Source organism: Paenibacillus sp. JL3B1040 (assembly GCF_057063165.1).
Genome location: NZ_CM169317.1, coordinates 1,066,473 through 1,086,862, shown reverse-complemented (window position 1 = coordinate 1,086,862; position 20,390 = coordinate 1,066,473). Strand labels below are relative to the sequence as shown.

21 protein-coding genes are annotated in these 20,390 nt (G+C 48.5%); 9 read left to right on the top strand and 12 right to left on the bottom strand.

Annotation, left to right across the window (positions count from 1 at the left end; all coding sequences use genetic code 11):
* Positions 1 to 19 precede the first annotated feature (19 nt).
* Positions 20 to 1,024: an NAD-dependent epimerase/dehydratase family protein gene (locus ACZF99_RS04765; protein ID WP_483609489.1), complete on the bottom strand. Its 1,005-nt coding sequence runs from the start codon at positions 1,022 to 1,024 to the stop codon at positions 20 to 22.
* A 225-nt stretch (positions 1,025 to 1,249) separates the two neighbouring features.
* Here ACZF99_RS04765 and ACZF99_RS04760 point away from each other — a divergent pair, with 225 nt between their 5' ends.
* The gene (locus ACZF99_RS04760; protein ID WP_483609487.1) at positions 1,250 to 2,179 is read left to right on the top strand and encodes a LysR family transcriptional regulator; all 930 of its coding nucleotides are present in this window, start codon (positions 1,250 to 1,252) and stop codon (positions 2,177 to 2,179) included.
* Positions 2,180 to 2,332: 153 nt separating this feature from the next.
* A complete protein-coding gene (locus ACZF99_RS04755; protein WP_483609485.1) occupies positions 2,333 to 3,262 on the top strand; it encodes an SDR family oxidoreductase in 930 nt (309 codons plus the stop codon).
* Between the two features lie 308 nt (positions 3,263 to 3,570).
* Here the strand turns inward: ACZF99_RS04755 and ACZF99_RS04750 are convergent, their stop codons facing one another.
* The gene (locus tag ACZF99_RS04750) at positions 3,571 to 3,858 is read right to left on the bottom strand and encodes a hypothetical protein (protein ID WP_483609483.1); all 288 of its coding nucleotides are present in this window, start codon (positions 3,856 to 3,858) and stop codon (positions 3,571 to 3,573) included.
* A gap of 34 nt (positions 3,859 to 3,892) precedes the next feature.
* Here ACZF99_RS04750 and ACZF99_RS04745 point away from each other — a divergent pair, with 34 nt between their 5' ends.
* Positions 3,893 to 4,924: an ABC transporter substrate-binding protein gene (locus ACZF99_RS04745; RefSeq protein ID WP_483609481.1), complete on the top strand. Its 1,032-nt coding sequence runs from the start codon at positions 3,893 to 3,895 to the stop codon at positions 4,922 to 4,924.
* 163 nt (positions 4,925 to 5,087) lie between these two features.
* Here the strand turns inward: ACZF99_RS04745 and ACZF99_RS04740 are convergent, their stop codons facing one another.
* The 6 genes from ACZF99_RS04740 to ACZF99_RS04715 form a co-directional block, all read right to left on the bottom strand.
* A complete protein-coding gene (locus ACZF99_RS04740; RefSeq protein WP_042431367.1) occupies positions 5,088 to 8,168 on the bottom strand; it encodes a type I restriction endonuclease subunit R in 3,081 nt (1,026 codons plus the stop codon).
* Positions 8,165 to 9,283 carry a restriction endonuclease subunit S gene (locus tag ACZF99_RS04735; RefSeq protein WP_042431369.1) on the bottom strand — a complete coding sequence of 373 codons (1,119 nt, stop codon included), beginning with the start codon at positions 9,281 to 9,283 and terminating at the stop codon, positions 8,165 to 8,167. The genes ACZF99_RS04740 and ACZF99_RS04735 overlap by 4 nt, the downstream gene beginning before the upstream one ends.
* Entirely contained in the window at positions 9,283 to 10,062 is a 780-nt protein-coding gene (locus tag ACZF99_RS04730) for a hypothetical protein (RefSeq protein ID WP_483609479.1), read from the bottom strand. The genes ACZF99_RS04735 and ACZF99_RS04730 overlap by 1 nt, the downstream gene beginning before the upstream one ends.
* A gap of 5 nt (positions 10,063 to 10,067) precedes the next feature.
* Entirely contained in the window at positions 10,068 to 11,636 is a 1,569-nt protein-coding gene (locus tag ACZF99_RS04725) for a type I restriction-modification system subunit M (RefSeq protein ID WP_042431373.1), read from the bottom strand.
* Positions 11,637 to 11,656: 20 nt separating this feature from the next.
* Positions 11,657 to 11,869, bottom strand: a complete 213-nt coding sequence (locus ACZF99_RS04720) for a helix-turn-helix domain-containing protein (RefSeq protein ID WP_042431375.1) — start codon at positions 11,867 to 11,869, stop codon at positions 11,657 to 11,659.
* A gap of 89 nt (positions 11,870 to 11,958) precedes the next feature.
* A complete protein-coding gene (locus ACZF99_RS04715) occupies positions 11,959 to 13,047 on the bottom strand; it encodes a DUF6076 domain-containing protein (protein ID WP_042431377.1) in 1,089 nt (362 codons plus the stop codon).
* Between the two features lie 265 nt (positions 13,048 to 13,312).
* Here ACZF99_RS04715 and ACZF99_RS04710 point away from each other — a divergent pair, with 265 nt between their 5' ends.
* The 5 genes from ACZF99_RS04710 to ACZF99_RS04690 all read left to right on the top strand — a co-directional run bounded on the left by ACZF99_RS04710 (position 13,313) and on the right by ACZF99_RS04690 (position 18,535).
* Positions 13,313 to 13,624, top strand: a complete 312-nt coding sequence (locus ACZF99_RS04710; protein WP_042431378.1) for a plasmid mobilization protein — start codon at positions 13,313 to 13,315, stop codon at positions 13,622 to 13,624.
* A complete protein-coding gene (locus ACZF99_RS04705; protein WP_052335550.1) occupies positions 13,624 to 14,640 on the top strand; it encodes a relaxase/mobilization nuclease domain-containing protein in 1,017 nt (338 codons plus the stop codon). Before ACZF99_RS04710 ends, ACZF99_RS04705 begins: the two co-directional genes overlap by 1 nt.
* 26 nt (positions 14,641 to 14,666) lie before the next feature.
* Complete coding sequence (locus ACZF99_RS04700; RefSeq protein WP_042431379.1) at positions 14,667 to 14,957, top strand: hypothetical protein; 291 nt, start codon at positions 14,667 to 14,669, stop codon at positions 14,955 to 14,957.
* Positions 14,958 to 15,041: 84 nt separating this feature from the next.
* A complete protein-coding gene (locus tag ACZF99_RS04695; protein ID WP_081759593.1) occupies positions 15,042 to 16,769 on the top strand; it encodes a recombinase family protein in 1,728 nt (575 codons plus the stop codon).
* A 173-nt stretch (positions 16,770 to 16,942) separates the two neighbouring features.
* On the top strand, positions 16,943 to 18,535 hold the full coding sequence (locus tag ACZF99_RS04690; protein ID WP_483609475.1) for a helix-turn-helix domain-containing protein: 1,593 nt from the start codon (positions 16,943 to 16,945) through the stop codon (positions 18,533 to 18,535).
* Positions 18,536 to 18,646: 111 nt separating this feature from the next.
* Here ACZF99_RS04690 and ACZF99_RS04685 read toward each other — a convergent pair whose 3' ends face one another.
* Both ACZF99_RS04685 and ACZF99_RS04680 read right to left on the bottom strand, forming a co-directional pair.
* Positions 18,647 to 18,799 (bottom strand): hypothetical protein, encoded by a 153-nt coding sequence (locus ACZF99_RS04685; RefSeq protein WP_483609473.1) that lies wholly within the window; start codon positions 18,797 to 18,799, stop codon positions 18,647 to 18,649.
* 274 nt (positions 18,800 to 19,073) lie between these two features.
* Positions 19,074 to 19,343 (bottom strand): DUF6429 family protein, encoded by a 270-nt coding sequence (locus tag ACZF99_RS04680; RefSeq protein WP_483609471.1) that lies wholly within the window; start codon positions 19,341 to 19,343, stop codon positions 19,074 to 19,076.
* A 160-nt stretch (positions 19,344 to 19,503) separates the two neighbouring features.
* Between ACZF99_RS04680 and ACZF99_RS04675 the strand changes: the two genes are divergently transcribed.
* On the top strand, positions 19,504 to 19,854 hold the full coding sequence (locus tag ACZF99_RS04675) for a hypothetical protein (RefSeq protein ID WP_483609469.1): 351 nt from the start codon (positions 19,504 to 19,506) through the stop codon (positions 19,852 to 19,854).
* Here the strand turns inward: ACZF99_RS04675 and ACZF99_RS04670 are convergent.
* Both ACZF99_RS04670 and ACZF99_RS04665 read right to left on the bottom strand, forming a co-directional pair.
* On the bottom strand, positions 19,805 to 20,104 hold the full coding sequence (locus tag ACZF99_RS04670) for a type II toxin-antitoxin system RelE/ParE family toxin (protein WP_483609467.1): 300 nt from the start codon (positions 20,102 to 20,104) through the stop codon (positions 19,805 to 19,807). The two genes, ACZF99_RS04675 and ACZF99_RS04670, sit on opposite strands and share 50 nt — an antisense overlap.
* 10 nt (positions 20,105 to 20,114) lie before the next feature.
* On the bottom strand, positions 20,115 to 20,378 hold the full coding sequence (locus ACZF99_RS04665) for a type II toxin-antitoxin system Phd/YefM family antitoxin (RefSeq protein WP_483609465.1): 264 nt from the start codon (positions 20,376 to 20,378) through the stop codon (positions 20,115 to 20,117).
* Positions 20,379 to 20,390 lie beyond the last annotated feature (12 nt).

The window sequence follows — 20,390 nt, the reverse complement described above, 5'->3', positions numbered from 1 at the left end:
GGATGGATTGGAGTAAAGGCTAAAGGACCCCCTCGCTGCGGAGCCAGGCTACCGTGTCCGCAATCGTGTCTTCGAACGGTCGCGTGCGGAAGCCGAGCTCGTTCTCCGCTTTCTCGGATGAGAACTGGTTGTTCCGGGTTAAGTTATAAATTTCAAATTTCAAGGCCTCCAAATTGGACCCGCCTTCGGATTCGATCATACTTCCCTGCGACATGGCCTGCATCTGCTCCGGCGTCAGAATAGCTTCGACCCGTTTGGCGCCGCTGGCTTCGCTGATCAGATCAAACATCTTCCGCATCGGCACCATCTCATTGCTTAAAATGTACCCTTCTCCCTTCCGTCCTTGCTCCGTGCAAGCCATAATGCCGTCCGCGAGATCCCGAACATCCACCGCATTGAAGGAGCCTTCAACCCCCACACGAATTTCTCCCCGGCAATAGCGAATCACAAAACTCGCCAATGGACCAAAGGCACTGTCATTCGGTCCGGCTATCCCCGAAGGATAAACAATCGAAGCATCCAGGCCTTTGTTCCGCACCGCCTCAAGAACATATTGCGTGGCGATCGCTTTGGTTTTTGCATAATAGCCGACTACCCGATCCGGGTAAAATTGTTCCGGCTCCCGGATCACTTGTCCATGCGGTTCTTCCAGAATGGCCCCGGTGGAACTGACATGCACCAACTTTTTCACCTGCTTGGCCACGCACAAATCTACGATATTTTGGGTCCCCGTTACATTAACGTCGTACACTTTAGGGTTGGGCTCGGGAGACGTCGTCACGAGACTGGCACAGTGAATCACGATGACTTCGTGGTCCCGGGGCACATCGAAGAAAGCTTCCAGCGAACTCCTATCCGTCAGATCGCCAAACACAACTTCCGCCTCACTCGGCACGTATTTTACCGCAGGATCGCCGTTCAATACCAGCGCACGCACTTTTTTTCCTTCGGAAACCAGCTTGTGGGAAATGTTGTTGCCCAGAAATCCGGCGGCACCCGTCAGCAAATAAATCGTCTCTTTCATCAATGTAAATCTCCTCTCCTATCTCTAATTAAATGGCATGCCTCTACCTTAACTTGAGCTTGTTTATGAAATGCTTTTAAAATGTTTAAGAAATGCTAAAGAGCAAAGCAGGCAAAGAAACGGTTTGGGGAATAATGACAGCCCGGAATTGTGAATCGATTCACTTTATTCGACTAGCTCCTATGTTATCCTTAATAAAAGGAAACGAGAGATGGAGAATCTATCATGCACAAGAAAGTCGAGGTACGCATGAACATTTCCAAGTTGGAGTATTTTGCAACCGTTTCGGAGTTGTCCAGTTTTACGAAAGCAGCCCAAAAACTTCATATATCCCAAACCGCGATCAGCCAGCAAATTGCTTCCTTGGAGCGGGAGTTGGGCGTCCGGTTGTTTGACCGCACCCCCACGCCGATTACCCTGACTCCTGCAGGAGCGGTTTTTTATCGGGAAGTGAAAATCTTGCTGGAACACTATTCCCGGGCGGTGTCCAAAGCTCGCTGGAAGGATCAGGAGAAGCCAGTAATTACGATTGGATACTCCAGCTTATTTGAAATTCAACTGATTTCGGAAATTACTTTGCGATTTCAGACATCCCACCCGGATGTGCAGGTCGTGTTTATCAAGAAGACGCTTGAAGAACTGGCCGATGCTTTGATAAGCGGGGTCTGCGACATTGCCTTCAGCATGAATTGCGCGTTTGACAGGCAGAAGTCCAGGATTAGACAGTACCCGGTTTTTGCAGGCAGCATGCTGCTTGGCGTCAGCAAAGACCACCCCAAAGCCGGCCGGGGCACCATTGAAGCCAAGGAGCTCAGGGAGGAGAAGTTCCTGTTTTTATGTGAGGACTCCGCTTCTGTCGCTTTACATGGGATGATTGAAAATTGCCGCAAGGACGGATTTGAGCCGGAAGTTCTGGAGCGGATTTCCAGCCTGGAGACCTTAATTCTAATGGTCGAGCTGAATCGAGGGGTTGCCTTTTTTCCCAACGTCGGCCGGTTTGCCGAGGATAGCCGGATCGAATATTTGACGATCGCCAATTCCCCTCATCAGTTTCTGATAGTTGCCGGATGTCTGGAGCAAGTCACTAATCCGCTGGCCCATGAGTTTCTGTTAATCGCGGCTGAAGCCGGGCCTGTCTCCCAATCCTCAATCTAACGGGATATTAAGCTTAACTTATGGGCCATTGAAAATCGATGTTGGCCCGCTTCTTTTATAGCGTTCTATAATGAACTTAAACGTCCACCTACTTTGATTGTGAAAAAAATTACTTTTTTTCAGTGGATGATTATGTTCAAAGGAGCGTTGTAAATGACAGTGAATGCAGGAAAAACGATCATTTCCGGTGCGGACGGCGAATTTGGCAGCAGGGTGGCAAAAGAAATCGCCAAATTGCTCCCGCCCGACCAATTGATATTGACCAGTCCCTTCCCGGAACGGCTTAAGGATTACCAAGCGCTCGGTATAGAGGTAAGAAAAGCGGATTTTACCCGGGTAGACTCCTTAAAGGACGCCTTCAAGGGCGGCCGCCAGTTGTTCCTGGTCTCCATGCCGATCATTGGCGAACAACGGGTGCAAATGCACAAGAATGCCATCGACGCGGCTGTAGCGGCAGGGGTTGAGAAAGTCGTCTATACTTCATTCCTGGGTGCGGGTGAGGATGACAATCCGGCACTGGTGGTAGTCGATCATCGCATAACTGAGAAATATATCCGGCAATCCGGTCTGACCTACAATTTTATGCGGGACAGCCAGTACTTTGATTCACTGCTCATCTACGGCTTGCCCGAATCGTTGAAGCAAGGACAATGGATTTTTAACTACGGAAAGGGAAAATGCGCTTTTGTCGCGAAAGACGACTGCGCCCATGCCGCTGTCGCCTTGCTGATGGGCAAGGGAAAGGACAATGCGGCTTATAACATTACCGGTCCGGAACTGCTTTCCGCGGAGGATATCGTAAGGATGACCGTTGAAATTACGGGACGGCCTTTGGTATACACCGACAAAACGGACGAGGAAATGTATACCCTATGGGACGAGCTTGGCGTGCCGCGCAACACCGATTTAGGAATGAAGCATTCCCCCATGCCCTGGTGCAGCGATGATATGGTTACTGGAGGAAAAGCTTTGCGTGAAGGATATATGGCCGTACAAACCGATGATGTGGAACTGTTGACCGGCAAAAAAGCGATATCGGTCCGGGAAATGATACAAGCTGCACACGACAGAGGCGATATTTAAAACAAGGCTATCCTTATCCAAATAGACCGCTTCCCTTTGCCGGGGGAGCAGTCTATTTTGGGTTGCGAACGATCAAACCGCTTCGACGATGTTATCCTAATCATTTTTCCGTCCATAAAAGGGCCCATGCTCGAAATCGGCGTGTGACAGAGGCAATAGCTGGTACTATGCGAAAATCTAACGCTTGTCAGCCACGCTATTTGCGCCGAAAAGGGGACGTGCAAACGGTAACGCTTACGAGAAAGCTTATTTCCCGATTTCTCTTCAGAAAAGGGACGGTTTCGCCTCAATAAGCTCGCTGATCAGCGTTAGAAATGAAACTCTCCCTTTTTCGTCCAAATAAGCATCCTGGCAAGCGTTAGAGTAAACAAACGCGGAAAATCACTCTTCCCAATCCCTCGTCGCTGATAAGTACAGATTTCGCACGATGGCTTCTTTGGTGGATCAATTGCTGTTTGTCCAATTCGTCCAGCACTCCGAAACGCAGCCTTTCCAGGCGATATTTTCATCCTCATGCAAAATCCGTCCATTTCAAATTTAGAAAAAGTCCATTGCTCCCCGCCAACGATGAGGTTAAGATAATAGCTGACCTTCATTGAGAATGATTATCATCGTAAGGAGAGATTCCTCATGCCTGCTATGTTTTTGAAAAGGCCGATCATCCTTTCCCTGATCATACTATTGTCGGCAGCTCTGCTGTCCGCCTGTGGTGCTGGCAACAGCGGCACATCCCAGCCGTCATCCGCCTCCCAGGCTGCATCCGAGACTTCGTCGTCAACCGAGACGGAGTCGGCATCTCCGGCGGCTGGCGCGCCGACGGTTCGCACCTACCAAGACACGCTCGGCAGGTCCGTCGAAATCCCGAGCGCTCCGAAGCGAATCATCGCTCATTATTATGCGGCCGAAATGAAGGCGCTGGACACCACGGTCGTCGGGACGAATTTCATCAACGCAAAGCTGACGTTAACGGATGAACAGCTACAGGGCGTGGAAGACATCGGAGGCGACGGGCTTGGGCCTAATTTGGAAAAAACGCTCAGCCTCAATCCCGACTTGATTATTGTTCCGGATTTCCTGCAGTCCACGGATATCGAGGCGCTATCCAAGATCGCTCCAACCGTCGCGGTCGCTTACGGCGACGATGTCTTCACCCGCTTGGGCGTACTTGCCGATTTGATCGGGCAGCCCGAGAAAGCGGAGAATTGGATTGCCGGCTATGAGGCGAAAGCCGAGGAGAAGCGCCGACTCGTACAGCCTTCTATTCGAGAAGGAGAAACGGCCGCAGCCTTCATTCTTCACTCCGACAAAAAGTTCTACGTGTACAACAAACAGCGGCTTGGACCAACGCTGTACGACGCGTTTGGCTTTGCAGTTCCGCCGAAGGTAGCCGAACTGTTCAAGGACAAGCCGAACGAGCTCTGGGCGTCCATCTCTCTGGAGACGTTGCCGGATTACGCCGGCGACCGCGTTGTTCTGGTCATCCAGAGCAATACCGAAGAAGCCAAGAAGGCGACTGAGGAGCTCATTCAAGGCCCGGTCTGGAAGAACCTTCCCGCCGTCAAGAACGGCAAAGCCTACGTCGTCGAAAGCCGCTGGGCGATGAACGATCCTCTGACGCTCGATTGGTTACTCGACGAGATGGTTGCGCTGCTCGCTCCTTAAAATTGCAATTCAGCATCTCGCAAGCCGAAGTCCCTGCGGATTAATGGCGGGAAGTCATAAGGATAAATTGTGACCCCACCCCATAAGGCAAACTGAATACGGAAAAAGCGCCCTATTTCTATACAATAAAAGAAATAGGGCGCTTTTGAAATGTGCAAACCAATTACAATCCACGATATTTTTCAAAGAATGCTAATAATTTTTCAATAATACTTTGCTTTTTTTCTGTACGGTTGTTTTTTCTGGCAAACCGGGAAACAGGAGGCAAAATTTTATCTATATCCGTGCCTGTAGTTTTAAGCATGCCATCATGGAATGCGTTCTCGATAAACTGGTACGTTTCTTCAGGTTTTAGTTTTTCCTCTTCAATAAGTGCCGTCAAGTCTGCTTCCTTTTGCGCAAGAACAAAAGACACCCAATCTTGATCTACATTGCTTTGAATGTTAATTCGAGAAATAAATTCTTCGATAAGTTCCTTCTTGCTCCGAAGCTCAATGCTGGAATCAACCGCCTTCCGTATGTCAATAAGTAAACTTTTGTCAGTGCAATTGGATTCATGATATTTTGCAACCAGCATGAGAATGTAATCGATATTGACCTCAATCTGTTTTACCAGTTCAATTTCAAAGACAATATCGTCATTGATATTTTCTTTTTCTGAATCTGTTCGCTTGCCAAGGCTCTGATACAAGTCTAAATAAACGCTTTGGTAATCTTGGAAATCCCGGATGGATAAAATTTCATTTCCGGCAAAATCGTCAAAGGAAGTCAGTAGGTTTTTAATCCGCAGAATGGCTCCGAAAAGATGAATGAAATCCTTCTGTTCGTCCTCTCCGAGAATGGCAGTACCTAAGGGATAAGCGGACAATAGCGTTTGTATAAGTTCCACATATCCCGGTTTATGTTTGCCGTTTTCCTCGTATCCGTTGTAATAGTCCGCATAGGTTTTCAATAAGACAACACCGCCGGCTTCTTTGTCTCCAAAAAGAGCAATAGCATCATCGGTGGCTTGTTTCAAATCACGAAAACAGACAATATTCCCAAAGGTTTTAACGCTGTTGAGTATACGATTTGTACGGCTGAACGCCTGAATCAACCCGTGCTGGCGCAAATTTTTATCCACCCATAGAGTGTTCAGCGTCGTTGCGTCAAAACCTGTAAGGAACATATTGACAACGATAAGTAAATCAATTTCACGATTTTTCATCCGCAGGGATACGTCTTTATAGTAGTTTTGAAACTTGTCGGCAGAGGTATCATAATTGACGTTGAAGGCCTCATTATAATCAGCAATTGCCGATTCGAGAAAATCCCGGCTGGTTTTATCAAGCTTGTCATTGTCAAAATCCTCGTCGGGATCTTCTTCATTTGGCGTATAGCTAAAAATAGTGGCAATAGTCAGGTGTTTCCCTGTTTCCTCCATTTGCTTTTTAAACTCATTGTAGTACTTCATCGCCATCGGAATTGAAGCAACAGCGAAAATCGAGTTAAATCCATTGACTTGCTTTGTGATCTTTTCTTCGCTTACAGTGTTGTTTTTGGACTTTGCCATTTCCTTGACATTTTGAATCACCCTATACTCATAATATGAGCGGTTTTCGTTGCGTTTTGTTTTCTGATCAAAATGTTCAAGAATATATTTGACAATCTCTCTTACACGTTCGGGCGCAGCTAAAGCTTTTTCCACATCAATCGCACGAACCTGCTCATCCTTGATATCTGACGCCATTTTGATCGTGTTGATGTAGTCAATGCGGAAAGGCAAGACATTTCCATCGTTGATAGCATCCACAATGGTATAGGTATGGAGCTTATCTCCAAAGGTCTGCGGAGTTGTTTTGAGCGTAGGATCACCGCCGGAGCCTGCATTTACTGCAAAAATGGGGGTTCCGGTAAATCCAAACAAATGATATTTTTGGAACGCCTTCGTAATACGGCGATGCATATCGCCGAACTGCGAACGATGGCATTCGTCAAAAATAATCACAATATGCTTTTTGTAAGCATCGTGGGTTTTGTTGTTTGTAATAAACTTATCCAGCTTTTGTATCGTTGTAATAATAATGCGGGCGTCGCTGCTTTCCAACTGCTTTTGGAGGATTCTGGTGGAAGTATTGCTGTTTGCGGCCCCCTTTTCAAAGCGGTCGTATTCCTTCATGGTCTGGTAGTCCAAATCCTTGCGGTCAACCACGAACAGCACCTTATCAATATAGGATAAGCTGCTGGCAAGCTGCGCCGTTTTAAAGCTTGTCAAGGTTTTGCCACTGCCTGTGGTGTGCCAAATATATCCGCCGCCTTCGATTGTGCCGTATTTTTTGTAGTTCGTTGCAATCGCAATGCGATTTAAAATCCTTTCGGTTGCGGCAATTTGATAAGGCCGCATGACAAGCAGCAAATCTTCTGACGTAAAGACGCAATAGCGGGTAAGGATATTGAGGATTGTATGCTTCGCAAAAAAGGTTTTGGTAAAGTCCTTCAAGTCAGCAATAATCTTATTGGTTGCATCCGCCCAAAAGCTTGTAAACTCAAAACTGTTGCTTGTCTTTTTTCGGTTTTGCCGATCGTTTTCATCCGCTTCCTTGATATGCTGGCTACGAGTGGTGTTGCTGTAATATTTGGTGTGGGTGCCATTGCTGATCACAAAAATCTGCACATATTCAAACAACCCGGAAGATGCCCAAAAGCTGTCCCGCTGATAGCGTTTGATTTGATTAAAAGCTTCCCGGATGGCTACGCCGCGCCTTTTCAGCTCGACGTGTACCAACGGCAGTCCGTTTACAAGAATGGTTACGTCATAACGTGCAGAATACGTTCCGTTTGGCTCCTCGTACTGGTTAAGTACCTGCAAACGGTTGTTGTGGATACACTTTTTATCAATCAGATAGATGTTCTTGGTGGTTCCATCGTCCCGCTTCAAAATTTGGACATGGTCGGTCTGAATGCGGCGGGTTTTCTCAACAATGCCGTCATTGGCACCGGCAATGCATTTTTTGAAAAACCAGTCCCATTCTGTATCGGTGAAGGCATAATCGTTCAGCTTTTCCAGCTGACGGCGAAGGTTTGCCATCAGTTCGTCCTCACTGGCAATCTGGATATACTCATACTGCTGTTCCTGAAGCTGTTTGATAAAATCCCGCTCCAGCTGAGCCTCCGATTGATAAGAATCCTCACGATGGGATATCGGGGTATATTCCGCGACAACGGTTGATTCGTTGTCCGCCGCAACTATATTATATTGGTTCATGCCCCTGCCTCCTTAAACGTGAGCAACTTGTCCCGGTAATATTCATATTGCTTGCGTCTTGCCTCAATTTCGGCGGGCAAGCCGATAGTGATGTCGGTAGTCAGCGCGTCAAACTTGTCGAGGATGGTGCCTATGCGAGCTTGTTCTTCAAGGGAGGGGACTGGTATAACCATTTCCATTATTTCAGTGCCACGGACGTGTGGAACACCTCCACCGCGTTTCTGATTATATAAATCGTTCTGTTTGTTTTTTAACCAATGGAAAAGGTATCTAATTGTTATGTTGTCCGTTGGCTCAAGGATAAATCCGTCCGTTACAAAAATGGGTTGATTCCAGTAGGACACAAATCCTGCGTATGCGCCGCTACGCGATATAACAATAGCCTCACCTGTATGGTTGCTCTTATCGCAGTAGTATGCAGGTTCCTGCCCACCAAGGATAACCGGAATATTACCAGGGTTCGTTTGTTTCTTTGTTACGTAATCGCCTCGTAACATCCGTGCCACCTCCCCCAACGTCACCCTCGACACATCATCCTCGAAAGTCAACATACGATCCCGGTAATATTCATACTGCTTTTTTCTTGCTTTAAGCTCTGCTTTAAGCTCTGCTTTAAGCTCTGCTGTAAGCTCTGTGAAATTGTCCAAAATGCGGACTATTTCACGCTGTACAGGTAAGGGGGGGAGGGGGACTCTAATGGAACGTAATTGCTGTTGATTAATTTTTGGTGGAGTTCCTCTAACGTATTGGCTCACATCCAAAGTAGACAAATAAAAATAAATATATCGCAGAAGAGCAATATCGTTTTTTTCACTCATTATATGTGCATGATTGTTTACCCATATTTTACCTGTAGCCCACGTTAAAACTGGAGTATTGTCCTTATTAATAACGCTACCGTCTTCTCCCATTAGTAAGAATGTTCCATCAAAAATATAGTCATTAACGTAATCCTGTATACCATTTGCCCCATAGTATGGGTAAATCCCTGATTGGCGATCTTTTTTTGTTACAGGTTTTCTTTGGCTATCAAGAATTTCAACAACATCACCAAGAGCCTTATATTTCACCCCATCTGGGCAAAGCTCTTTTATGAGCTGTTCGAGCTTCGTCATCACTGCTCACCTCCATCATTATCCCAACCTAAAGAACCAATCGCCGTCATCAGTTCTTTGTTAATCTTTACATTATCAAGAATTCCGACAATAAGCCTATATAAGGAATCATACTTTTGCAATGCTAATTCCTCGTTATATTCACCATGTATTATTTCACTTAGCTCACCAAACAACCTATAGCCATTCGCAGAAAACTCACGTGGGATAATTGAGCATTGCCTATCTACTTCTTCAAGCAGGTTTCTAAATGGTTTTCGTTTACCATTATCATAAGAACAAGATATTCTTGCGGCTGTTGCAGTTTGCTGAGTAATTTTTTCAAAAATTTTACGCAGATACACTACAGCACCGGCGCCAAGTCGTTCACGATGAGCTCGCTGCGCCTTTTCCAAAAGCTCTGAAAACTCACCGTACTGTTCTGTATTTAATAAAGCATCAGGCGACAATTTTTCCGCACGCTTTAATATACGAACTTCAGGTGCGCGTCCGCTTATCTCTCCTTCGCAGTCCACCAAAAACCAAATTTGCACGGAAGCACCGCAATGACAAGTGAGAACGCAATCAATGCTTACAAGATGCTCATTTACCCCAATGCAATAAATTTCTTCTGCTGAGCAAAAAGTACGAACGTCAGCACAATTCTTACAAAAGTAATTTAATGCAATTCTGCCCACTTGTATTTTTTGCTGCTTGCCCGCTGCAAGCTTTTTTTCTTTAAGAAATCCTTCCACCTGCTTGAACTCAAGTGTCGGAGGTTTGGACAACACTTCAGACAATCGCATTACCGGGCACCCTCAATCTCTGCGATAATGGCATCAATTTCACGTCGAAGCACATTTTCACGAGCTACGATGTGCTCGATTTCAGCATTCAGAGTGGCTATATCGATAACCTCCCGCTTCTCCTCCTTCTGAACGTAGGTAGAAACCGAAAGGTTATAGTCCTGCTCAGCAATTTGGCTATTCGGTACCAAGCAGCTAAAGTGGTCTTTCTCTTGGCGGGCTTTAAAAACTTCAACTATGTTATCAATGTTTTCCTGTGTAAGCTTGTTATTGTTTGTAATCTTTACGTATTCCTCCGAAGCATCTATAAAGAGCGTCGAGTTTTCGGCTTTGGACTTTTTTAATACCATGACGCAAGTAGCTATGCTGGTTCCGAAAAACAGATTACTTGGTAACTGAATAATGCAATCTATAAAGTTGTTATCAATCAAATACTGACGAATCTTTTTTTCTGCTCCGCCGCGGTACAGAACGCCCGGAAAGCAAACAATTGCCGCAGTGCCATCAGTGGCAAGCCACGAAAGACTATGCATGATAAACGCAAGGTCTGCTTTTGATTTTGGGGCCAGCACTCCCGCAGGAGCAAAACGAGGATCATTGATAAGTAGAGGATTTTCGTCGCCAGCCCATTTGATTGAATAGGGTGGATTTGAAACAATTACCTCAAACGGTTCGTCATCCCAATGAAGCGGATCTGCTAATGTATCGCCATGACCAATACTAAATTTATCATAATCAATATCATGCAAAAACATATTGATTCGGCATAGGTTGTATGTAGTAATATTAATTTCCTGACCAAAAAATCCAAGACGCACATTATCTTTACCAATAATCTGCGTGGATTTTAAAAGTAACGATCCTGAACCGCAAGCTGGGTCGTAGACCTTGTTTACTTGTTTTCTATCTCCCAACGCCAGACGAGTCAGAAGTTCCGAAACTTCTTGAGGCGTAAAATATTCGCCGCCGCTTTTTCCGGCATTAGAGGCATACATTCCCATCAAATATTCATATGCCTCGCCGAATGCATCAATGGTATTGTCCTTATAACTGCCAAGTTTCATATCGGCAATGCCGTTCATAAGCTTCACAAGCCTTGCGTTGCGTTGTGCAACCGTCCCCCCAAGCTTATTGCTGTTTACGTCAATGTCATCAAAAAGCCCTTTGAAGTTCTTTTCGCTGGGTGTGCCCTGCGCAGAGGCTTCTATATTTTTGAATACTTTTTCGAGCGTTTCATTAAGGTTTTCATCCTTATTGGCCTTTTTTCGCACATTTTCAAAAAGCTCACTTGGCAAGATAAAAAAGCCTTTGGTTTTTACCATATCCTCACGAGCTTGCTCGGCCTCTTCGTCAGAAATTTTTGCGTATTCAAAATCAGCATTCCCTGCTTCAATTTCATCTTTATTGATGTAATGTGCCAAATTTTCTGAAATGTAACGATAGAACAGCATCCCTAAGACATACTGCTTAAAGTCCCAGCCATCTACGCTTCCGCGCAGGTCATTGGCAATATTCCATATGGTACGATGCAGTTCTGCTCTCTCTTGTTCTTTCCTATTGTCAGTCATTGTTTTTATTCCTCCCATTTTTACAAGCGATCCAGCTCTGCAATCATGTCTTTTGACAAATCTTTTTGGATGCAATAATCTTTAACCCGCATATATGCCAACCGGCTCGGTTTGGAGCGGTTATTCTCCCAGCGGTTCAGCGTTGTATAACTTACGTTCAAATCACGAGCCAGCTGTTCCTGGGATATATTCAGTTCTTTTCGTATGGATTTCAGGATTACATCGATGGTCATTGAATTCCACCTCCACTTCCTATATTATAGCGTATGCTATAGCGGATGACAACGGTTGTGGTAAATTTTACTTCCGTTTTTCTCTGACTTTAATCCAACCGGATCCTCGCCAGCATTTCCTCGCCGGAGATTTTGCCCTCCACATACTCCCGCCGGGCCTGGCTGGCGGCAGAAGACCAAGCCTTAAACTGTTCTTCCGACAAATCCCTACCGCTGTGTTCTCCAGCATATTTTTCCGCCGCCCGGTACCAGCGGGAATAGACCTTGTTGTACTCGGTGAGGTATTGCTGTAAAAACGCATCGGCTTCAATCCCTTTTTCAAAAAACAGCTTGGCTCCAACCTGTTTGCAGGTTCGCTTGCCCTTGTAGGTCCGGTCGCAGAAATCCCTCTTGCGCTTATCCGTCAGCACGAAATACCGCCCGCAAAGCTTGCACCGCTTCACATACTGACCGTTTTTCAGCATCTCGGTAAACTCAAAGAACAGCATCTCGTCCAGATACTCAATCAGGTAATAGGGCATCAAGCTCACGCCTTTAACATCCTGATGCATAATCTCCAGCAGGTCGTCCAGCTCAGTCAGCTTCCAGTCGTGGATATCCCGCAAGGTATCGATATCTACCTTGCCTTTCTTTTTTGGCAGCAGTGCATACTGCATCTTCACCGCGGCACTCCCGAACTCGGGATGCCCAGTCATAAACTCACATAACCGCTCAGACATGATTTTGTCCGGGCGGTTTTCTTTGTCCAGGCACATATCGACCGCTTCACGGAAAATCTCCTGCAGTTCGATGACGCGCCCCAACTCATCTAAACAAACGGCAAGCTGCTTGAGCTGCTCGGCTTCAATGTCGTCTTTGTAATAGATGGGCGTATTCAGAATGTTGTTGAGCAGCCCCACAAGAAAGAAAAACGCATAGCTGTGTTTATGCTTGAGCGTTTCCGCGACATCGAAAACAGCGTCCCGGACTTCCTGATAGTGCTCCATCGTAAGCGGGATGTTTTTTGCCGCCGCCAGCCACAGCCGGTACTTGCTCAAATCCAGCTCGACAAAATCAATGAGTCCCTGCCCGATGTGTTTCTCCGCGTACTGTCCGTTATGCTCCGCGTTGGTAAACGTCATGAAATGGACCAGTCCGTCGCTGCCGTAAAAGACCCGGATATGTGGATACTGCGCCATATTTGCCTTCCTTTCGCAAAGAATCGATTACTCGTAAAACATATCATCTGCGCTTCCCTGTGTACTTCAGAGTTAGTCTATACGATAATAATATCACAAAGAATTGAATTAATCCACTTTAGATTCTTTAGTGAATAGGAGGTGCGTATTATGCACAATACGGAAGCCCTCCCGTTGGGAGGGGCAAGCAAAGCGTACGGCTATACGCCGGCCGCTGTTCGGCGGGGCATTGCCCCACACCCCGAGTCATGGAAAGGAGCATTGCATGAAAAAACAAAAGGATAAAACCTATGCATTTAGGGTTCGTTCGGCTGACCTGAAAAAGATAAAGACCAAGGCGAAACGAGCGAATTTGACCGTTACTGATTATCTCACTGCGTGTGCCTTAAATAAGGAAATCACCGTTATTGACGGTCTGGATGGTGTGCTATCTGAATTAAAGGCACAAGGCAGAAATCTCAATCAACTCACCATTCTCTCCCATCAAGGCAGGAGCTATCCCAGCCAGATTGAAAAGCTTACCGATGCCTACGGGGATATCTGTGCCTTATTGAAAAAGATTTTGGAGGCGGTGTAATGGCAACCTTTACAAGGATCAAAGTCAAGAAGCAGTCCTGCGGACGTATGCTGGGCGCTCTTGCGTATGTGCTGCAGGGGCATAAGGTTGGCTTTGAGGGCGGCAGAGTGGAAAGCGGCGTCAACTGTCTTCCCTACACCAGCTATCTGGAAATGATGGCAACCAAGGAGAAATTCAAGAAAACCGGCGATGTTTGCTTTTATCATTTCGTCCAGTCCTTTTCCGACAAAGAAGAAATCACTCCTTGGCAGGCCAATGAAGCAGCACGGGAACTGGCCGAAAGGCTGTTCCCCGATTACGAATGTGTGGTAGCGACTCACTGCGATACCGACAATCTGCATTCCCACATTATCGTCAATTCCGTCAACTTCAGGGATGGTAAGAAACTGCATCTATCGCCCACATCCATTCAGGAGATGCGGCAGGTCAACGACCAGATTTGTATGGCACACGGATTTTCCGTGCTGGAACCTTATGATGGCAGAAAGAAAAAGCACAGGCTTACCCCCGGCGAATACCGCGCTGCCGAGCGAGGCGAGAGCTGGAAATTTCAACTTATCAAAGCCATAGAAGAAGCCTTGCTCTACTCACCGGATAAGGAGAGCTTCATTCAGAACATGGAATATGAAGGGTATACCGTTCGCTGGGATCACCACAAATACATCCTGTTTACCACCCCAGAGGGCAAAAGCTGCCGTGACCGCAGCCTGCATGATGAAACCTATCTCAAGGAGAACCTTGAAAGACTGTTCGTTTACCGTGCCCAGAATGGATTTACCCCGTTAACTCCGGAGCCGCCAGAGGGTTGGCTGGGGCAGTTGGAGCAGGCCGGACACCTCTCTGAGAATTTGATTTTTCTCGGCAAAAACTTGGAGAGCACGGCGAATGTTCCGCCGCCTATTCCGCTACAAACTTGGACAGACAGCAAGCAGCGCCAGCGAGAAGCACTGAAAAAGCTAGCCCAGGGGCACAAGCTCCAAAGCGAGCAGGAGCAGGAAATCAATTTTACCATGTAGCCCCCCACGGGGAGAAAGGAATTTGTATGGACAGAAAAGAAAGCTTTGCAAGGCACTATTTGGAAACCGGTGTTCTCGGCGCTTATGAAACCGCCGAGGTGGCATGGGACGAAGTTGTGAACGGGAAATGTGCCCCCTGTTTTGAAGATGCGATGGTTGTCTTTGGCACAGAGCAAACCCATATCGACCGCAGGATGGATATCGGCGGCAGAAGCTTCCGCATCCGTTCGGTGTTTCCCGCAGCAGGGCATACCCCCACGGACAAGCTCCTCGCCCTGATTGACGCGGAGCTTGAAAAAAGCACACATTCCGCCTGAAATCAGTAGACTTGCGGCAGCCGGTACGGTATGATATGTGGTACCGTATTCGGTTTGCCGCAGGAAAAGGAGGATTTTTTAAAAATGGCAAACCAGGAACAATATACGATTTTATACGGCAGGCTCAGCCAGGAGGACGAGCGCGAGGGCGAGTCCAACAGCATCCAGAACCAGCGGCTGATGCTGGAAAAATACGCGGAGGACAACGGCTTTCCCAACACCAAATTCCTGTACGATGACGGCTATTCGGGTACCAATTTCAACCGTCCGGCGTGGAACGAGGTCATGCGGCTGGCGGAAAACGGCGAGGTTGCGACCATCATTGTTAAGGATATGTCCCGGTTGGGACGAGATTATCTGCAGGTGGGGCAATATACCGAGCTGATTTTTCCCAGCATGGGCATCCGCTTCATTGCGGTCAACGACGGTGTGGACAGTCTCTACGGCGACAACGATTTTGCTCCGTTCAAAAATTTGTTCAATGATTTCTACGCCAAGGACACCAGCCGGAAAATCCGAGCGGTGAAAAAGGCACAGGCGGAGCGCGGGGAAAGGCTCGGCACAAGGCCGCCCTATGGCTACAGGAAAAGCGAGGACAACCCCAAGCAGATTGTCCCCGATGAGCAAACAGCGGACGTTGTGCGTCATATTTTCCGGCTTTGTGCCGAGGGTAGGGGCCCCAGTCAGATTGCCAAGCAGTTGAAAGCGGAGCAGATTTTGACCCCCACCAATTACTACTACCAGCAGACTGGTGTGGCTCTGGTGAATCTTGACACCACGAGACCCTACGCATGGAAAGACACAACCATAGCCAATATTCTCAGCGATGTTTCCTACCTTGGACACACCATCAGCATGCGCTATACCACCGTATCCTACAAAAACAAAAAGCAAATTGAGCGTCCCGAATCCGAATGGCTGAAGTTTGAGAACACCCATGAACCGCTCATATCGCAGGAATTATGGGACATTGTGCAGGACATCCGCAAACACAAAAAGCGCCCGCCCAAAAAGATGGATACCCCCAACCTGTTTTCCGGTCTGGTGTTCTGCGCCGACTGCGGCGGCACGCTGGTGCTCCATCGGGCGCATACCATGAAGGAAACACAGAACAACTTTATGTGCTCCACTTACAAGAAACGCGGCAAAGAGGAATGCAGCGCCCACTACATCCGGGAAACGCAGCTCAAAACCATTGTGCTGGATGATCTGAAACGGGTGACCCATTATGCCCGGCAGAAGGAAATGCTGTTTGTCGAGCATATCACCCGCAAGAACACCGCCGAAACCCGGCAGGAAATTACCCGCATCCAGCGGGAAATCGACGCCGCCAAACGGCGGGATGGCGAGCTCACGGCCCTGTTCAAGCGGCTCTATGAGGACAATGTACTGGGACGCATTCCCAACGAACACTTCCGGCTGCTCTCCTCCGAGTATACCACGGAACAGGCGGAGCTACGGGGAAAACTCCCAAAGCTGGAGGAACGGCTGGAACAGCTTCGGAACTCGCTGACCAACGTGGCGCAGTTTATTGACAAGGCCAAGCGGTACAGCGATATTACGGAGCTCACGCCGGAAATTCTGCGGCTGTTCATTGAGAAGATCGTGGTGGGAGAAAAGTCTCAGAAATATTCCCGCACCGCCGAGCAGGACATCTGGATTTACTACCGGGACATCGGCCTGATGGACACGCCTGTGGAGCCAGAAACAGTGCGGGAGGCCGGGTCGGGCGATGGGGAGGCATACTTAACGGACGAGGCCCCTGCCGCCGCCAGTGCCGCTCCATCGGCCAGTACCGGCCCCGCCGCGTGAGAAAAAAGCAGGGCGGACAGCCGAAACTGTCCGCCCCATCACAGGGATTTATACCCGATTCACTTTTTGTCCCTATGATACCCCGCCTAACTCCGATGGGGGCTTCTTTTTCTTTCCCGGATCTCCTATAATGGGTAGTAGATGATAATGATTCTCAATGGAGGCTGACCCCTGTGTCTCAGTTCGAACTTTCGCCGCACACTCCCCCGCTCGTCCTCTTGGACGGGATCGAGCATTGCACCTTGAATCATCGCGAAACCTCCCGCTGGCTCGGGTTGCATACGCTGGTCGTCATTACCGCCGGAAGCGGCGAAGTGTCGTTCGACGGCTCCCGCCACCATGCCGTACGCGGCAAATGCTTCCTGCTCCATGGAGAGCAGGCCTTGCACTTGCGAGTCGAAGCTTCCCGGCCCCTTGCTCATTTCCTGGTTTCTTTCTCCGTAAGGCAAGACGAAGGCGAACTGTTCGCCGGCAACCGTACGCTTATCTACGAGCCCTTCTCCCGCTTGGAGGACCAGTTGCAAGAGCTCCTAACCGCCTCCCGCGCCCCGGGAATCCGGCAAGATGACGGGGCCCAGGAATTGGAGGCTTTTCACCGCCATATCCGGTTTCAGACGATGCTCTACGAAGTGCTCTGCCGGCTGCAGGCCGAGTGTCAAGGAAAAGAGAACGCCCGGCAAGCGGTTGAACGGACGATCGATTACCTTCACCGCGCCTACCGGGAAGAGATCGAGATCGGACAGCTTGCCCGGGAGGTCCATTTGAGCCGATGGCAGTACGGGAGCGTCTTCAAGTCTCTGACCGGACAAACCCCGGCGCGTTATTTGAACGCCCTGCGAATCGAGCAGGCCAAGAAGCTGCTGGCAACTTCGTCCGCCCGCGTGAACGATATCGCCGCCAGAGTCGGCTTTCGCGACGAATACTATTTCAGCCGCCGCTTCAAGCAGACGACCGGAATGACCCCGACCCAGTTCGCGCAAAGCTACGGACGATCGCCGCGAATTTTCTCGATCCAATACTTGGGTGAGCTGCTGGCCCTCGGCATTCGCCCGATCGGGACGAATCGCTCCATGCTGCACGCGCTCCCCGAGGCATGCCAGGACGTTAGCCCCGTCGACGAGCCGCTCGACATCGAACAGCTCTTGAAGCTGGAGCCGGATCTGATCCTCTATCCCAGCTATGTGTCTGCCGAGCTTGCCGGGCAATTGTCCCGTGTGGCCACGGCCGTCGAGATCGACTGGGAAGCCGATGTCTATACCCGGCTTCGGGAGATCGGACGTTTGCTGGGCAGGGTTCGGGAAGCGGCCGCTTGGATCGATCGCTATAAAGAAAATGCGAACCGAGCGAAGCGGCGTTTAAAGAACGCCGTTCACGAGGGCGAAACCGCCGCCGCGTTCATCGTCCATATGGATGGATTGTTTGTGTACGCGGGTCATCATTTTGGCCATACGCTGTACCAAGGGATCGGTTTCGAGCCCTCCCCCGGAATCCGCACGCTCATGGATCGGAACCCCAACGCCAAATGGCAGCGAATTGGTATCGAGGACATCCCCAAATATGCCGGAGACCGCGTCTTCCTAGCCCTGCCCGAGCAGGCGAAAAGCGGCGGGACAGCCCGTGAAGTCCTGCGCCATCCGATCTGGCGAAGCCTTCCCGCCGTCCGCGAGGGCAAGAGCTACGTCGTCAAAGACCGATGGGCCAATTACAATCCGATCACCTTGGACAACCACTTGGAAGATACGGTGCGGCGGCTGCTACAATGTTAGCTGTCAAAGAGGTTCCACCTTGGCCAATTGGGGGTCACGGAATATAAAAAGGGATGAGGTCCCTTTTCTCAGAATTGGGGGCCAAAGTCCCCGCAACGAACCCCGCTGTATTTATTTAGCGGTAAGCGTGGGTGAATACTGCAGCCGATCAACGAAGCTTGATGTCGTAATGGACATGACCAAGACGGTCCCCGGCAGCGCGCAAATCATTCGGGTGGACACGAGTCGGTTGCGTTCGTGATTATCCGTGGTTAATCCAGGCACGATTTATTATTCGCCGCATCCAACCATACGTGTGACCACTGCTCCGCCCATAAAGACTTGGGCGCATTATCTAACGCTTGTCAGCCACGCTATTTGCGCTCAAAAGGGGACGTGCAAACTGTAACGCTTACGAGAAAGCTTATTTCCCGGTTTCTCTTCAGAAAAGGGACGGTTTCGCCTCAATAAGCTCGCTGATCAGCGTTAGAAATGAAACTCTCCCTTTTTCGTCCAAATAAGCATCCTGGCAAGCGTTAGAGTAAACAAACGTGGAAAATTACTCTTCCCAATCCGCAATGTTATATTTTTGCAATAACTGCTTGGAAAAGGCGATCCCCTCGTCGCTGATAAGTACAGATTTCGCACGATGGCTTCTTTGATGGATCAATTGCTGTTTGTCCAATTCGTCCAGCACTCCGAAATCGTAACCTTTCCAGGCGATATTATCGCCCTCAGGGAAGTCGTGTTTTTCGTTAAATCTCGTCAAATACATTAACAATAAGGTCAGTTCATTTAATGCCTGCTCTGCAGTAGTTTTGTTCGTCATACCCTCCGCTCCCTCTATCCACCTTTTTCATTTTACTATTATACACAACTTTCCAGATGGTCGGTAAGGGCAGTGCAACATGCAGCGAACCATGACCCGTAAGCCGCGGAGCCGATCTTCTCAGCAAGCTGAATTTGGAAGACAGAATCACCTCAGCCTAATGGGAGAGCTTCAACAGCTAAAACGACGACCAACAGATGCGCCGCTGGCGAGCGACGAAACGCCGGGCAGCTTCCTTGCGACCCTTCAGGACATCAAGCCACGGGCGGGGGAACCACTGCTCGAGCATGGCATCTACGACGACGAGCATCGCAGGGTTATTTGCCTGACGCTGGAGAACCATACCCGTATGGGGCTGAAGCGGTTTGGCCGGGGACTGCTGCATTATGGCCATGACCAGTGCTTTCCCCACATAAAAAGCCGTCGCTCAGAAGAGCAACCGGCCTATATTTTCCAACTTGCTATAAAAAATTCTCGTATTTTCTTGGTCCATATAGGACTCGCATTATGACTACATGTTTTTCATTTTCATTAATCAGATAAAAGACCAAGTAGCGATGAATGATTAGTTTCCGGTAGCCTTTGCTTTTAAGCAGATCATCCAGTACCGGGCTTCCTCCATATGGGAAATCCGCCAAGCCCATAATTCCCTGTTCCAAATCACTCATCAAATTTTGTGCCGCCTGAGGTGCTAACAATTCCCTCGAGATATATTCAAAAATCTGCTCCATGTCATCTTGAGCAGCTTGCGTAAATTTCACAAGATACCGGTTACTTTCCATACTTCTCTCTCAAGCGTTGAAATACCCGCTCTCCATCCACCAGCGGAAGACCGTCCGTCACCTGCTTTTCGGCTTCAGCTAATTTACGGTAAACATCGCCCAAAAACATTTGTTTTTCGTAAGTTTCCATACTCATAATGACCAAGTCGCCATATCCATTCTTCGTTATAAAAACAGGCTCGGACTGGCTGTGGCAAAGCTCCGAGATTTTACTGGTATTCCGCAGTTCCGCAATTGGTCTGATCTCCGGCATGGCTCTCACCCC

What these genes read in the sequence shown, in the direction of transcription:
- ACZF99_RS04765 (WP_483609489.1), bottom strand. Translation starts at nt 1,024, where the DNA reads ATGAAAGAGACGATTTATTTGCTGACGGGTGCCGCCGGATTTCTGGGC.
- ACZF99_RS04760 (WP_483609487.1), top strand. Translation starts at nt 1,250, where the DNA reads ATGCACAAGAAAGTCGAGGTACGCATGAACATTTCCAAGTTGGAGTAT.
- ACZF99_RS04755 (WP_483609485.1), top strand. Translation starts at nt 2,333, where the DNA reads ATGACAGTGAATGCAGGAAAAACGATCATTTCCGGTGCGGACGGCGAA.
- ACZF99_RS04750 (WP_483609483.1), bottom strand. Translation starts at nt 3,858, where the DNA reads ATGAAGGTCAGCTATTATCTTAACCTCATCGTTGGCGGGGAGCAATGG.
- ACZF99_RS04745 (WP_483609481.1), top strand. Translation starts at nt 3,893, where the DNA reads ATGCCTGCTATGTTTTTGAAAAGGCCGATCATCCTTTCCCTGATCATA.
- ACZF99_RS04740 (WP_042431367.1), bottom strand. Translation starts at nt 8,168, where the DNA reads ATGAACCAATATAATATAGTTGCGGCGGACAACGAATCAACCGTTGTC.
- ACZF99_RS04735 (WP_042431369.1), bottom strand. Translation starts at nt 9,283, where the DNA reads ATGACGAAGCTCGAACAGCTCATAAAAGAGCTTTGCCCAGATGGGGTG.
- ACZF99_RS04725 (WP_042431373.1), bottom strand. Translation starts at nt 11,636, where the DNA reads ATGACTGACAATAGGAAAGAACAAGAGAGAGCAGAACTGCATCGTACC.
- ACZF99_RS04720 (WP_042431375.1), bottom strand. Translation starts at nt 11,869, where the DNA reads ATGACCATCGATGTAATCCTGAAATCCATACGAAAAGAACTGAATATA.
- ACZF99_RS04715 (WP_042431377.1), bottom strand. Translation starts at nt 13,047, where the DNA reads ATGGCGCAGTATCCACATATCCGGGTCTTTTACGGCAGCGACGGACTG.
- ACZF99_RS04710 (WP_042431378.1), top strand. Translation starts at nt 13,313, where the DNA reads ATGAAAAAACAAAAGGATAAAACCTATGCATTTAGGGTTCGTTCGGCT.
- ACZF99_RS04705 (WP_052335550.1), top strand. Translation starts at nt 13,624, where the DNA reads ATGGCAACCTTTACAAGGATCAAAGTCAAGAAGCAGTCCTGCGGACGT.
- ACZF99_RS04700 (WP_042431379.1), top strand. Translation starts at nt 14,667, where the DNA reads ATGGACAGAAAAGAAAGCTTTGCAAGGCACTATTTGGAAACCGGTGTT.
- ACZF99_RS04695 (WP_081759593.1), top strand. Translation starts at nt 15,042, where the DNA reads ATGGCAAACCAGGAACAATATACGATTTTATACGGCAGGCTCAGCCAG.
- ACZF99_RS04680 (WP_483609471.1), bottom strand. Translation starts at nt 19,343, where the DNA reads ATGACGAACAAAACTACTGCAGAGCAGGCATTAAATGAACTGACCTTA.
- ACZF99_RS04675 (WP_483609469.1), top strand. Translation starts at nt 19,504, where the DNA reads ATGGGAGAGCTTCAACAGCTAAAACGACGACCAACAGATGCGCCGCTG.
- ACZF99_RS04665 (WP_483609465.1), bottom strand. Translation starts at nt 20,378, where the DNA reads ATGCCGGAGATCAGACCAATTGCGGAACTGCGGAATACCAGTAAAATC.